Raw genomic sequence first — 14,544 nt, forward strand, 5'->3', positions numbered from 1 at the left:
CGAAGGAAAAGATGAATGAAAGACATCAGGGCAAATTAGAGAACGTTCTTTACTTGGCAATATTTCCATTGACGTTTACGATTATCCTGCTTTTAGTGATTTTTATCATCATGGGGTACCCAGTTGGTAAGACACTTCTAGCTTGGGGAAATAGCGTTCCCGTTCTAGAGAAACTGGTACCAGGGCCTAGTATCGCTGAAGCAGCAACTGATAGTGGGAAGAGTGAGAGTTGGAAACAAAAATATCAACAGAAGGCAGCTAGTGTAAAGAAAAAAAACGAAGAGATTGCTAATTTAAAAGAACAGCTATCATCCTATCAAAACAATCTCGAAGAAATGAAACAAACCAATCAGCAGCTTGAAAGACAGGTCGATACAAATTTAACAAAAGCATTTCAAGAACAGACCGAAAAGGTTGCTAGTATTTATGAGAAAATTCCATCATCCAAGGCAGCAGCCATGCTTGAGTCAATGACTCTTGAAGATGCTTCTTTAACGCTGTCGATGTTGGATGAGGAACAACAAAGCCGGATTCTAAGCAGTATGAAAGACAGCAAGGAAGCAGCTCAATTGACGATGATTATAAAAGAAATGGCCACGTTAAATGAAACAAATGAGGCATCGCTGAAAGCAAAGATACAAGAAATCGCTCAAATTCAAAACAATCCAACACAAACTTTAGCTGAAACACTTTCCCGTATGTCCGCTGTTGAAGCGGCAGTAATGATTAAGTCGATGATGGGTACTAATTCTCAAGTAGCCATTGAACTGATGAAGGCGATCCCAACGGCGAATCGAGCTCAAATTTTAAGTGAAATCGCTAAGGCGGATTCGAAACTAGCGGTGCAAATTACCACCAGCTTAAATTAATGAAACTTTACTCCAAGGAAGGAGAACATCATGAAACGCTTGATGTCGCTTATTATATTGTTTTTTTACTTATTTTCATTCCAGCCCACAATTTTCGCCGCAGGGTCGGATACCGGCGGCACTTCCGTCTACGAGGCTATCAAAAAGGGGAATCAACACTCTTCCACTTCGGCAGCGACTGTCGCTGATAGCACGTCCCCATCACTATTTCCCATGTTTATTAAGTTTATTGTTTCCTTTGGCTTAGTCATTGTTTTACTCGTGTTATTATTGCGTTTTCTTGCAAAAAAGAACCGTCTCTTACCGGCTAATGGACCTGTGCTTCCCTTAGGAGGCCATTCGCTGGGGAATAACCGTTCGCTGCAAGTATTGTTAATCGGCCAAACCATTTATGTAGTCGGGGTAGGAGAAGACGTTACGCTCATACGTACCATTTCGCAGGGGGAAGAGTATCAGCGTTTGCTTGAAGGCTATGAAACCCAAGCGGATGGGGTGCAGCCGCCAAAATGGTTTCCACAAGCTTCAAAAACAAACTGGAATGCCGTTTTCCGTAAACACATAACAAAGTTCCAACGGGAAAACGAGGAGGAGTAGGAATATGTTAAAAAAACTATTGCTGTTAGTTCCGCTCCTTTTCCTTGGAATATTTACCGTAGCCCATGCAGCGGAACCTGCACAAACGCTTCTTCCAGGCATTGATCTCGGAGATGGCAGCCCGAACACAGTATCGAACACACTAAGGATTATTTTATTACTTACTGTCCTATCTATTGCACCAGCAATCCTGTTGCTGATGACTTGTTTTACAAGAATTGTGGTTGTATTAGGGTTTGTCAGAAATGCACTCGGCACACAGCAATCCCCGCCTAACCAAGTATTAATTGGTTTAGCAATCTTTATGACCTTCTTTGTGATGGGGCCTACTTTTTCAAAAGTCTATGATCAGGGGCTGCACCCATTCTTAGATGGAAAAATGACTCAGGAACAAGCCTATAAAGCGGCTAGTCTGCCGATAAAAGAGTTTATGACCAAGCAAACAAGAGAAAAAGATCTAGCGCTGTTTTTGGATTATGCCAAGTTAGACAGGCCTAAAGATATCAAGAGCATTCCGTTTCGGGCATTAGTACCGGCCTATGCCATTAGTGAGTTAAAAACAGCTTTTCAGATGGGCTTTATCATCTTTATTCCCTTCCTTGTTATCGACATGATCGTTTCAAGTGTGTTGATGTCGATGGGGATGATGATGCTGCCACCTGTCATGATCTCACTTCCCTTTAAAATTTTATTATTTATTCTTGTTGATGGCTGGCATTTAATTGTCAAATCATTGCTGTTGAGCTTTTAGGAAGGAGTGTAAACTTTTGACAACAGAATTAGTGTTACGACTTGCCCAAAATGCTATTTATACGATTCTCCTTGTGACTGCACCTGTTGCCGGGATTGCCTTATTAGTTGGATTACTAGTAAGTATATTTCAAGCCACCACGCAAATCCAAGAACAAACACTTGCCTTTGTTCCGAAAATTGTCGCTGTCTTTCTAGCCATTCTTGTCTTTGGGGGATGGATGCTGCAGCATGTGCTTGATTTTACCCAAAGTCTACTAGGGAATCTCTCCCAGTTTGTGGGGTAGGCAATGCTAACCAATACAGCTACATGGTGGACGTTTCTACTAATCTTCATGCGTATAACCGCATTTATGGTGACAGCACCACTGTTTTCTGGCCGGCAAATCCCGGCTCAATACAAAATCGGAATAAGTGTTGTGCTTTCCATTCTTTGCGCAGGTGTCATCAAAGAGCCAATAGGCAGCCTGCCGCTTGGAACCATCAGTTTGTTAATTTTTAAGGAGCTGTTTGTTGGGGTTGTGCTAGGCTTAACGGCCAACATAATGTTTTATGCGGTTCAGTTGGCTGGGACACTTATTGATTTACAGGTAGGTTTTTCGATGGCCAATCTCTTTGACCCCACTTTTGGGACAAATACACAGTTAACGGGGAGCCTTAAAAATATTCTAGCGATTTTAGTGATGCTCTCAACCAATGGTCACCACCTTCTGATCCAAGGTGTGCTCGCTAGCTTTGATTGGATCCATTTGCAAGCGGTCGTCCCTGCTTGGAACGATGGGCGGGTTTCCAGCTTTCTTCTAGAATGTTTCCAACAGATGTTTATGATTGGCTTTATGATGGCAGCTCCTATTATTGGAACACTGTTTATTGTTGATTTTTCGCTCGGTATTATTGCTAGGACGGTACCACAAATGAATATCTTCGCTGTGATGCCTCCTGTTAAAATGTTAATCTATTTTTTAATCTATATATTGATTTTGCCTAGTTTCTTTTACTTGCTAAACGTATTGTTGGAAACGATGTTTGGTTCAATGTCATCAATTTTAAAAATAATGGGGGGATAATAGATGCTACTTCGTCTGGACTTACAGCTCTTTTCCGGAGAAAAAACAGAAAAAGCGACGCCGCAAAAACGGCAAGAAGTAAGAAAAAAAGGACAAGTGGCCAAGAGTCCCGAAGTTTCATCTGCCCTGACCCTGTTGATTGCTTTCTCATTCTTAATGATAGGCCGAAAGAGTATTGTTGATGGCTGTTTATCCATTTATCGTCATTCGTTTCAGGAGTACTTACTTTGGGATATGACTGTCGCAAACACACGGGTGATTTTTAATCAGATTGTTTGGGATGCTGCGAAATTAGTGGCCCCGATTCTGGCTGTTATTATGGTCACAGGTGTGGCCGCCAATTATATTCAAGTAGGCTTACTGTTTAATCTTGAGTCAATCAAAATGAATCTTGGAAAATTAAATCCTCTGCAAGGGGCCAAAAACATACTTTCCATGCGTACCGTCGTTGAATTAATTAAGTCCATTTTAAAAATCATTATCACTGGCGGCATAGCATTTTTATTGATTTGGAAGCAGAAAGCGGAGCTTTTTTCTTTAGGGCAAAGAAATCTCCTTGATGCAGCGCGCTTAATCGGTTCTTTAATGAGTAAAGTCGGAGTAACTATTTCCCTTTGTTTAGTGGTGTTAGCAGCTGCCGATTATTTCTATAAAAGGTTTGAATATGAAAAGCAAATCCGAATGTCAAAACAAGATATTAAAGATGAGCATAAAAAATCGGAGGGTGACCCACACATTAAAGGAAAGCGGCGAGCGATCCAAAGACAGTTATCGATGAACCGGATGATGCAAGAGGTACCAAAAGCCGATGTGGTTATTACAAATCCTACACACTTTGCTGTGGCGGTCCGATATGATTTTGAAACAATGGATGCTCCGCAAGTGATTGCAAAAGGAAAAGATCATATTGCTTTGAAGATAAAAGAAATTGCGAAAGACAATAAAATTTCTACTGTTGAAAATCGTCCGTTGGCACGAGCTCTATTTGCTGCTGTTGAAGTAGGGGATACCATCCCCGAAGAACTATTTAACGCAGTCGGTGAAATTTTAGCCTATGTATACTATCAGGAAGGCCGCTATAAGGGGATGAAGTAGTTGTGAAGATAAAAGATATATCCGTATTAATCGTAGTCATTTTAATTGTCGGTATGATGATTATTCCGTTACCGACATTATTATTAGACTTTCTATTAATCATAAATATCAGTATATCCTTAATGATCTTGTTAGTTGCAATGAATGCCAAAGAACCGTTGGAATTTTCTATTTTTCCAACCGCCTTGTTACTGACAACCATGTTTCGCTTAGCTTTGAATGTGTCTACCACACGTTCTATCCTTTCGAAAGCCGATGGAGGTAAAGTGATTGAGACGTTTGGTTCCTTTGTAATTGGTGGAAATCCGGTGGTTGGTTTTGTTGTCTTTCTAATTCTAGTTGTTATTCAATTTATTGTCATAACAAAGGGCTCAGAGCGGGTAGCCGAAGTTGCCGCTCGTTTTACCTTGGACGCAATGCCAGGTAAGCAAATGAGCATAGATGCTGATATGAACGCTGGATTAATTAGTGAGCACGAGGCACGAGAACGCCGTAGGAAAGTGGAACAGGAATCAGATTTTTACGGGGCTATGGATGGCGCTAGTAAATTTGTTAAGGGAGACGCCATTGCAGGTATTATTATCCTGATGATCAACGTCATTGGGGGCTTTATTATCGGTATTGCCATTCATGGGATGGGTTTTGCCGAGGCAGCCAGTACATTTACATTATTATCGGTAGGGGACGGGTTAGTAAGTCAGGTGCCCGCTTTACTGATTTCAACGGCGACAGGTATTACCGTAACCAGAGCAGCGTCCGATGGGAATCTTGGTTCTGATATTATGAACCAAATATTCAATTATCCTAAATTATTATACATTGTTGCGGGGACAATCTTAACGTTTGGTCTTTTTACGCCAATTGGACTGCTCCTCACCGTTCCTGTAGCAGGAGTGTTAGCATATGGGGGATATACGATCCAGAAAACAAGGAAGCAAGAGGATTTCCATCAAGAACAGGCAGCGCTAGAGAAAACAGAGGAAGACATAAGCAGTCCGGAAAAAGTGATCAATCTCCTGCAGTTGGATCCGTTGGAACTAGAGATTGGTTATGGCCTGATTCCACTGGCTGATCAAAAACAAGGCGGGGATATTCTTGATCGGATTGTCATGATTCGAAGACAATTTGCCATTGAGTTAGGTTTAGTCATTCCGACCATTAGAATCCGTGATAATTTGCAATTACAGCCAAATGAATACGTGTTGAAATTCCGCGGCAACCGGATTGCATCAGGTGAAGTATATCTCGATCATTTTCTTGCTATGAATCAAGGTTTTGAAGAGGAAGGAATTGAAGGTATCCAAGTAATAGAGCCCGCTTTTGGCTTGCCAGCCGTTTGGGTGAATATGGAGGAAAAGCAAAAAGCGGAACTCATGGGTTATATGATTGTTGATCCTCCGTCAGTCATTGCTACTCACTTAACTGAAGTAATTAAACGGCATGCCCACGAGCTGCTGCGCAGAGAGGAAACGAAGGAATTAATTGAAAACTTAAAGGTTTCACATCCGAACCTTGTCGATGAACTGGTTCCCAATCTACTCCCTGTTGGAGAAATACAAAAGGTGTTACAGAATTTGCTCCGTGAACAAGTTTCGATCCGCGATTTAGCTGCCATTTTTGAAACGCTGGCTGATTTTTCTATCTATACAAAGGAACCGAAAATATTAACAGAGTATGTAAGGCAATCTTTAACACGGCAGATTACCCAGCAATTTGCCGAGGAGGGGGTCATACATGTTTTAACGGCAGGAGCAACCTTGGAAAAAGGGATATCAGATTCGATCCAGCAAACAGAGACGGGCGTTCATTATCTTTCGATGGACCCACAAACGTCTCGGAAAATTACGGAAGAATTGCGAGATCAGATTGAAAGAGTGATCAAAACGGGGGGCCAGCCTATTTTCTTAACGTCTCCATCGATTCGAATGTATTTAAAACAGTTTGTCGATAAGGTTTTGCCGACTGCGCCTGTGTTAGCGTACACAGAATTAGAGCCCGAAATTGAGATTCAAAATATAGGAGTGGTGAACATATGAAAACAGAAAAAATTATTGCTGACTCCATGCCGCTTGCCTTAAGAATGGTACGCCAACAATTGGGGGAAAACGCCATAATTGTGAACACGAAAACCATTAAAAAGGGCGGGATTTTCGGGCTCTTTGGCAAAGAAAAGTATGAAGTAACCGCTTATTCCGTAGAAAGAGACAGTCAACAGCGTCCTGTCCCAAAATATATCTTAGAACGAAAGAATAATCAGCAGAAACCTAATGCTGAAAAACCAGACACTGGCCGACAAACGGTCGCTCCACTGAAAAGCAAGAACCCTGCTGTTCCGAAGAAGACGCAAAAGCTTTATGGCTATCATGCACAATCTGTTCAAACAAGTGAAGCAACGCAAACATCACCATCCCTGAGCAACGAAGCAGTTAGGGTAGAAACAGCCATAAAGCAAGAGGATACAATAGACGAGACAGGTTCTCCGTTTGCGGAAAAAGGATTTCAACCTTTAACACACATACAAAACAAAGAAAAACAGGTAGAAAACCAAGTGGTTAAAGAGGTAGTTCAAGCTTCTGTTAGTGAAAAAAACGATGCCGCTCCAGCTGAGTCCGATGGTAATGATGCCGCCGTATTGAATGAACTGCAGCACATGCGGAAAATGTTGATGTCATTCATGATGAACGACAAACAAGGACAGGCAATGCCAACTGGAGTAACCAAGTGGGTCAACCGTTTGAAAAAGCAGGGGGTTGACCAGGAAGTGGTTGAGTATATAGTAGATGGTCTGTTGAAGAAGGTTGAATCTGTAGATGAGGCGAGTGATAGTGTCCTTAAGGAAGAAATTCGCAAGGCAGTCATTGAAATTATTGAAAAACGTATCCCTGAATCAAACAGCGTCAATGAAGGAACACGTATGATCAATATTGTCGGACCAACCGGAGTGGGCAAAACGACATCCATTGCTAAGCTTGCCACAGAGCAGGTACTTAAACAAAAGCGCCGAGTTGCCATGATTACTACGGATGTTTACAGGATTGCTGCGGTAGAACAGTTAAAAACTTATGCCGCGATACTGAATATACCCTTTGAGGTCGTCCGTTCTGCCGAAGAACTGGTCAGGGTTTTAAATAATCTCAAACGCTACGACCTCATTTATATGGATACAACTGGACGAAACTACAAAGAACTTCAAAATCGGGAATGCATTGCCGGTTATTTAAATCAACCGTTTGAGAGTGATAATTACTTGGTCTTGAGTCTGACCACGAAATTCGAAGATATAGAAGTTTTATTAGATGAATTTTTAGAAAGTCCGATAAAAAAATTAATTATGACAAAATTCGATGAAACCACTAGCTTTGGCTCGATACTAAACATCGCTTATAAATATCCTTACGAACTAGCGTATATAACCAATGGTCAAAGTGTGCCCGAGGATATTACGGCAATGAATGCGAAACTGGTCGCCAGTTATATACTAGGAGAGGAAAAGTAACATGGATCAAGCACAAAGTCTTCGAGAATATATGAATCGATTAAATGCTGTAGAACCTCCTAAGCCCAAAAAGCCTTCCTCTCGTGTGCTTACCATTACGAGCGGAAAGGGCGGGGTTGGGAAATCAAACTTTACCCTCAACTTTGCTCTGGGTCTAAAAGAGGCCGGAAAAAAAGTAGTGGTGCTGGATTTAGATTTATCCACTGCCAATATTAATATTTTAATGGGAATTACGCCTAAATATAGCCTGATTGATGTCTTGCATCAAAATAAAAGTATTTGGGACGTAATAGAAAAGGGTACGGCTGGAATTGAGTATATCTCCGGCGGATTGGATATCCAGGATTTAATGGATTTAGATGAAAGGAAGCTATTGTTTTTTTGGAACCAAATTCAAAAGCTTCAGTCTTATGCCGATTTGATTTTACTAGACACAGGTGCTGGAGTTTCAAAAGAGTTAGTAGATTTTATTCTAGCATCTGATGAAACATTTATGGTTACCACACCGGAGCCGACGTCGATGGCAGATTCATATGCTGTGTTAAAGACGGTACTTCATTTCACAAACAAAGCACCAAAATTTAATTTGGTGGTTAATCGATCCCAAAACTATAGAGAAGCTGTTGAAACGGCTAAAACACTGCGAAATGCCTGTAAAAACTTCTTAAAGCTGGACTTGCGTTTAATAGGCAGCGTTATGGAGGATCATCATGTCAGGCAGTCTGTCCGTGCACAAACACCTTTTTATCTAACTTATCCGAATTGTCCGGCATCAAAAAGTATCAAACAAATTGTTTATACCTATCTACCTGAAATGGAAGAAACACCAACTGCTGCTGCGCCTGCTGGAATTCGTGGATTCTTTGAAAAAATATTGTCATTCAAAAGAATGTCGTAATCAGGGAGGGTGCCGTGAAAATTAATATCATTTTAGGATTAGCCGCATTTGTTATTACCTTTTTAGTGTCACGGGTCCATAATATCCTCAACACATCCTTGTTCAGATCGGCAATAGGATTTGTGGTTTTTTTTCTGATGGGATACCTGGTTCGAATTGTCTTACATCAAATACAAACAAAAGAGGTACCAAACACAACGATAGATCAACTTACACAGGATCGTGCCGTAAATCCTGACCAGAGAGAATGATGAACAAGAAAATAAGTATCTTTGAAGTCATCATACAATCAGCCTGTATAATGCTCAACGAAGGTAAGTGCAACGGATAGGTTACTACATTAATAGCTTTCCAGATTTGATTAACAAGGAGAGATAACGCTTGAGACCAGCAATCAAAGAAGAATCCATTCCGCATTATTTTTTATGGAGAAGCTATAAAGAGAAACGTGACTCTGTTTCAGAAGAGAAATTAGTGAAACAGTATTTATACTTGGTAGAAAGAATGGCCAGCCGGTTAAGTATTAATATTCCACAACGGATGATTCAGAAAGAAGATTTACTGGGATTAGGGTACATAGGCTTGCTTGAAGCAATTAAAAAATTCGATTATACTAAGGGATATCAATTCGAAACATTTGGACTATGGCGGATTAAAGGGGCCATGCTCGATGGAATTCGCCAGATGGACTGGGTTCCCCGTGGTCTAAGGGAACGAGCGAAGAAATTAAATCAAGCTTACCGTCAGTTGGAGCAAACATTGATGCGGACACCAACGGAAGAGGAGTTAAGCAAGTTTTTGGATATGCCACTTAAAGAAGTCGATCAGGCAATATCCGCCTTATCGCTATCCACTTTGCTGTCTTTAAATGAACCTATTAATGCCAATGAAGAAGAAGGTAACCAGCAGAGCCGCTTGGATCTGGTGAGTGATGAGCGAACGGTCTCCCATGAGCGTAAAACACAAATGGGGGAGTTTCGCCATTTATTGGCAAGTTGCATCGACAAGATGCCTGAGAAAGAGAAAATTGTCCTTTCGCTCCTTTATTATGAGGGGCTTACCCAAGTGGAGATAGCCGAAGCGATGAATCTCACCAAGGGCAGGATTTCGCAAATTCATTCGCAAGCGATTATGCGTTTACGAAAAAAATTCGAAGCGAAGGGCTTTACACTAGATTCTTTCTTGTAAGTTTATTAGGAATACCATCTGTCTCTGTTATTTGCAGGGACTTTTTTATGGATATACCAAAATGTTGTTTTTACATAAATTTACAGTAGTTTGGTATGAGAATGGGAAGTAAAATAAGAAGGTTCTATTCAGACCATTCCTCGTTACGATACCTGCTGGAGATCACCTTAATTCGGATATCCTCTAGGAGGTTTTTTTGTTACTTCTCTCTAATTGAAAGGAGACGCATCACATCCATGATTGCAGTTTCTCAAACAACCTCTAATTTGTTATTCTTCTTAATTATTGTTAGCGCAATCATCGTAATCTATTACAACGTTTCCCGCCGCTTAAGAGAAAAAGATAAGCAGCTGGCACACTATGTGGAGGAAATAATAATCAGTGAAGAGCGTTATCGAATTTTACAAGAAAGCTTAAATCATTTTTCACAAGATCTTTTTAAGGTAATGGAGATATCGGATTTAGAAAATCGTTTTATGTTAGAATTAACCCAAGTTCTCAAATTAGATGGGTTGTACATTATTGAAATTGATGACCAGCTAAATCTTTACCGCAGTACAAGAGGATCAGCACAGTCGCATTCCTTCATTTTGAAAGACTACAATGTTGAGTCTTTAATTGGTGAATTGGTTACAGCAGATCAAGGCGGGTATGTGAAAATTGGTGAAAGCAATGGTCATACCATTTTATTAATAATCGAAGATGACAAGAAAATAGCTGAACTATTACCGCCCCAGCGGATTTGGCTGCAGACAATCTCTCGTTATGTCAGTGTATTATATGAAAATTTATTTACGATTGAAGATTTAGCTTCAGAACTTGAAGAACGGATGCAAGATAAGTCAACTCCAAAATGGATTCTCCGCTTATTATTTCAAGTGGCTGAAAAGGAAAGAATGAGATTATCCGCTGACCTGCATGATTCGGTTTTGCAAAATCTGATTATCCACTATCGGCAAGTTGATTCTCTTTTTATGAATAAGGAACTCCCTGCAGAGTTTAAACAGGATGTCACTCTTGTTAAACAAGGTATACTAGAAACGATTAAGCAAATTAGAGTCACTTGTAATTATTTGCGGCCGCCTTATTTAAAGGAGCAGGGGTTGATTAAAGCAATCGAAAGCCTTGTAGCTAATACGCGCTTTCACGTTGATTTTACGATTCATTTTGATTATACAGGGCTAAAACATGAATTAAATGAAGAGGAGATCCTGTCTCTTTATCGGATTACCCAGGAACTGCTTGCCAATGCACAAAAGCATTCTCAGTCTACGCAAGTAGAATTAACGGTTTCCAGCTTAGATGAAAAAATTTATTTTATCTATCAAGATAATGGGGTAGGTTTTGATACGGAGATACAGGTGAATACGTTTGAACATATTGGCTTATCAGGGATGAGGAAACGGATAGATAGTATTGGAGGAGAAGTGGAAATCTATTCTGCCATCGGAAAGGGCGTAAATGTATTGATTACCCTTCCAGCAGGAAAGAAAAATGTCCAATCCAATTCGTTTTTGGAGGTATTTTAATGATTCAAATTCTATTGGTTGATGACCATCCGTTAGTGGTGGAAGGGACAAAATTAATTATCGAGAATGAACAGGATATGAAGGTTCATATTGAGACATCTAGTGTAAGGGCCTTAGAGCTAGTTAAGACCCAGAAATTTGATGTAATGCTCTTTGACTTGCAAATGCCAGAAATGGACGGATTTGAATTAGCTAAAAATGTGTTGAAAATGGAACCTGCTGCAAACATTCTTATTTATAGCGGCTATGAAATAATGCCCCATTTAGAATTATTAATGGAGTCAGGGGCAATTGGTTTTATCTCAAAAACAGCTACAAGAGACCAGCTGATTCGAGCTATTCGCTGTGCCATAAACCAGGAAGTGGTACTACCTTTTTCCATATTAAAGGAAATCTATATGTTAGGCAGATCTTCTAATAAACGGGTAAAGGAAACAAAGGATCCACTTATGTTAACGGAAAAAGAAAGGAATATATTAAAAGAATTAACAAAAGGGAAAACTAACAAAGAAATGGCCCAAAAGCTCTATATGGGTCAACGGTCGCTTGAGTATAGTCTAACCAGCTTATTTCATAAACTAGGTGTGCAAACGCGGATTGAAGCGGTGGTTAAAGCAAATGAATTGGGCTTGCTCGATTCTTAGAAGCTGAGTAGGAAAGACGTCTTTTGAGGAGAAGGTGTAAAAGATGGATCCATTCTTGTTTCACCATGCTTTTGAATATGCACCGATTGGAATTGGTATGGTGTCCTTAGAGGGAAAATGGATTAAAGTGAATCCAGCACTTTGCCAAATATTGGGGTACAGTGAAGAGTTACTCTTAAAGAGAAGCCTGAACGATTTCATCCATCCAGATGAGGTGGATTGGGAATATCGACAGGCAAAAGCCCTTATAAACAATGAGAGAAAAACCTATGAGGTTGTTAAACGTATGTTTCATCGCTCTGGAGATGTGGTTTGGGTTCAGTTAAATGTAACGTTTGTCCCCGATCATACAGGGATACCATTATACTTTGTGGCTCAAATACAGGATATAACCGAAAAAGTAAAATTAAAAAATGATTTGCAGGCGAGTGAGGCCCAGTACCGGTTGATGGCTGAAAATACAAACGATTTAATTGGCATTTTAGACCTAAATCTAAACGTTGTTTACTCTTCTCCTTCCCATCAAAAAGTGTTAGGGTTTATTGCTCCAATCGGAGAGAATGTTTGCAAACTAATACATCCTGACGACCTTCCGTTTCTTATGCAAGAATTTGAAATTTTAAAATCAACAAAGAAAGAAAGAAGATTTGAATTAAGACTACTGGATGTGGATGGTCAAACTGTTTACACCGAGACCCAAGTAACTCCAGTTTTTAAGGGAATGGGCCAACCTGAGCAGCTCGTTTATGTAACGCGGGATATTGGGGAAAAAAAGCGCGCCGACCAAATTATTGCTAATAGTGAAAAGCTTTACCGAACCCTTTATGATGGATTACGCATTATTACGAATGAAACCGAAAGGGTTACGAAAAAGCAGGAGCTTCTGCAAGTACTTGTTAGGAAAATTGGTAAGGTCTTTGAAACAGGACATGTTGGGATTTTAAGTGTGAATACACAGGGTTTGGTTGAATTTGATAAGAAGGATGAAAAGATACCCTTACCTGAGGAAAACCTATATTTAACCGATAAGAATTTGATCGTTGAACACGGGTTTATTTTTTCTAGAATTGCTACTGACGATAAAATAAAAAGTTATGTATATGTGAAAGACAATAAAGACCCTTACATTCAACGGATTTTTCTACAATGGTTACGGACAGTTTCGCGGATCGCTGAAATTATCTCTGAGGATATTTCTCAAATGGAAGATATGGTAGCTGAACTGAAACGACTCGTTAAAGAGAGAAAAGAACCCGCGTGGCTGTCACGGCTGATGTTCAGGGTAGCAGAAGAGCAGCGCAGGGAGTTGTCGCTTGACCTTCATGATTCTGCTCTGCAGGAGCAAATTATCTGGTATCGAAAATTAGGAGATTTGGTTGAAGATGCTGCACTGCCGCAGGAAGTACGTGAACAGCTGAAAAGAATTCTCAATGGGTTTGAAGAGGTTATTCATCATATTCAATTTACATGTAATGAGCTTGCACCTCCGTTTATAAAAAAGAGAGGGATTGTCCAACTCCTAGGGGCAATGATTAAGGATATACATATCCGCTTTGGTGAATTTGTTATTGACTTTCAACATGAAGGAAGCTTTGACTGTTTAAATGAAGAACAGATCCTTGGAATTTTCCGAATCGTTCAAGATTTATTGGGGAATGCCGGCAAACATTCCCGGGCAAGCGAAATTGAACTCCGTCTTTTTAATCAATTTGGAAAAATACATGTAACGTACCGGGATAATGGAGGCGGATTAGAAGAGGTTTTTAACGGAATGACTAGACAATTAGGATTGTACCGTATCCAAGAGAGGATAAGGAGCCTGGAAGGTCATTGTTCGTTACGATCGATAAATACAGGACTGGAAGTAGAAGTAATTCTTCCTGTTGAAGTGGACTGGTCCGAGGATGTTTTAATAGAAGGATAAGCTAGCAAAAAGAATCTGACCCAAAAGGTGGATGGTGAATAATTTTTGCACACTTTGTTGATTGGAGCGGAAGGCACGAAGACTCCTGCGGGAGTACGGGGCAGGGGAGACCCCGCAGGAGCAAGCGACGAGGAGGCTCCCCGTACCGCCCGCGGAAAGCGAAGTGCCTGGAGCGGAAATCAACAGACTAGTTTAATGTATAAAAAAAAGAAGGTACCCCTAAAAGTTATACTTTTGGGACACCTTCTTTTTGCATTCTATAGCTAAACCGTCCTGATCAATCCTCCGACAATTTTTCTTTTATTTCTCCGATGCCTTCCTTTACTTTCCCTTTCACTTTATCAAATTTACCATCCGTTTCAGTAGAACGGTCCTCCGTTGCTTTTCCCCATTGTTCTTTTGCTTCTCCTTTTACCTGATCAAATCCGCCCTCAACTTTATCTTTATTCATCTGAATTTCCTCCTTTATCATGTTTGTTCTATAAAATGA

General features: G+C 40.3%; 15 protein-coding genes. 14 read left to right on the plus strand and 1 reads right to left on the minus strand.

The features are described from left to right. Window positions 1-11 precede the first annotated feature (11 nt). From J7E81_RS21780 to J7E81_RS21845, 14 genes are all read left to right on the plus strand, one after another. Window positions 12-869: a MotE family protein gene (locus J7E81_RS21780; RefSeq protein ID WP_215045545.1), complete on the plus strand. Its 858-nt coding sequence runs from the start codon at window positions 12-14 to the stop codon at window positions 867-869. A 30-nt stretch (window positions 870-899) separates the two neighbouring features. After that, window positions 900-1,463 (plus strand): flagellar biosynthetic protein FliO, encoded by a 564-nt coding sequence (locus J7E81_RS21785; protein WP_215045546.1) that lies wholly within the window; start codon window positions 900-902, stop codon window positions 1,461-1,463. A 4-nt stretch (window positions 1,464-1,467) separates the two neighbouring features. Then, window positions 1,468-2,214 (plus strand): flagellar type III secretion system pore protein FliP, encoded by a 747-nt coding sequence (gene fliP / locus J7E81_RS21790; RefSeq protein WP_215045547.1) that lies wholly within the window; start codon window positions 1,468-1,470, stop codon window positions 2,212-2,214. A 16-nt stretch (window positions 2,215-2,230) separates the two neighbouring features. After that, window positions 2,231-2,500 carry a flagellar biosynthesis protein FliQ gene (gene fliQ / locus J7E81_RS21795; protein WP_215045548.1) on the plus strand — a complete coding sequence of 90 codons (270 nt, stop codon included), beginning with the start codon at window positions 2,231-2,233 and terminating at the stop codon, window positions 2,498-2,500. Between the two features lie 3 nt (window positions 2,501-2,503). Continuing rightward, the gene (gene fliR, locus J7E81_RS21800) at window positions 2,504-3,280 is read left to right on the plus strand and encodes a flagellar biosynthetic protein FliR (protein WP_215045549.1); all 777 of its coding nucleotides are present in this window, start codon (window positions 2,504-2,506) and stop codon (window positions 3,278-3,280) included. A gap of 3 nt (window positions 3,281-3,283) precedes the next feature. Beyond that, a complete protein-coding gene (gene flhB / locus J7E81_RS21805) occupies window positions 3,284-4,375 on the plus strand; it encodes a flagellar biosynthesis protein FlhB (RefSeq protein ID WP_215045550.1) in 1,092 nt (363 codons plus the stop codon). 2 nt (window positions 4,376-4,377) lie between these two features. After that, the gene (gene flhA / locus J7E81_RS21810) at window positions 4,378-6,411 is read left to right on the plus strand and encodes a flagellar biosynthesis protein FlhA (protein ID WP_215045551.1); all 2,034 of its coding nucleotides are present in this window, start codon (window positions 4,378-4,380) and stop codon (window positions 6,409-6,411) included. Further along, window positions 6,408-7,871, plus strand: coding sequence for a flagellar biosynthesis GTPase FlhF (gene flhF / locus J7E81_RS21815; protein WP_215045552.1), 1,464 nt, complete (start codon window positions 6,408-6,410; stop codon window positions 7,869-7,871). Before flhA ends, flhF begins: the two co-directional genes overlap by 4 nt. A gap of 1 nt (window position 7,872) precedes the next feature. Then, entirely contained in the window at window positions 7,873-8,769 is an 897-nt protein-coding gene (locus J7E81_RS21820) for a MinD/ParA family protein (protein WP_215045553.1), read from the plus strand. Window positions 8,770-8,783: 14 nt separating this feature from the next. After that, entirely contained in the window at window positions 8,784-9,020 is a 237-nt protein-coding gene (locus tag J7E81_RS21825; RefSeq protein WP_215045554.1) for a hypothetical protein, read from the plus strand. A 130-nt stretch (window positions 9,021-9,150) separates the two neighbouring features. Then, on the plus strand, window positions 9,151-9,957 hold the full coding sequence (locus tag J7E81_RS21830; RefSeq protein ID WP_215045555.1) for a sigma-70 family RNA polymerase sigma factor: 807 nt from the start codon (window positions 9,151-9,153) through the stop codon (window positions 9,955-9,957). Between the two features lie 236 nt (window positions 9,958-10,193). Beyond that, the gene (locus J7E81_RS21835; protein WP_215045556.1) at window positions 10,194-11,486 is read left to right on the plus strand and encodes a sensor histidine kinase; all 1,293 of its coding nucleotides are present in this window, start codon (window positions 10,194-10,196) and stop codon (window positions 11,484-11,486) included. Then, window positions 11,486-12,130: a response regulator transcription factor gene (locus J7E81_RS21840; RefSeq protein WP_215045557.1), complete on the plus strand. Its 645-nt coding sequence runs from the start codon at window positions 11,486-11,488 to the stop codon at window positions 12,128-12,130. Before J7E81_RS21835 ends, J7E81_RS21840 begins: the two co-directional genes overlap by 1 nt. Window positions 12,131-12,173: 43 nt before the next feature. Continuing rightward, window positions 12,174-14,054, plus strand: a complete 1,881-nt coding sequence (locus J7E81_RS21845) for a sensor histidine kinase (protein ID WP_215045558.1) — start codon at window positions 12,174-12,176, stop codon at window positions 14,052-14,054. A 277-nt stretch (window positions 14,055-14,331) separates the two neighbouring features. Here the strand turns inward: J7E81_RS21845 and J7E81_RS21850 are convergent, their stop codons facing one another. Continuing rightward, a complete protein-coding gene (locus tag J7E81_RS21850; RefSeq protein ID WP_215045559.1) occupies window positions 14,332-14,505 on the minus strand; it encodes a CsbD family protein in 174 nt (57 codons plus the stop codon). Window positions 14,506-14,544 lie beyond the last annotated feature (39 nt).

Origin of the sequence: Bacillus sp. ISL-18 (assembly GCF_018613415.1) — a bacterium.
Lineage (GTDB): Bacteria > Bacillota > Bacilli > Bacillales > Cytobacillaceae > Neobacillus.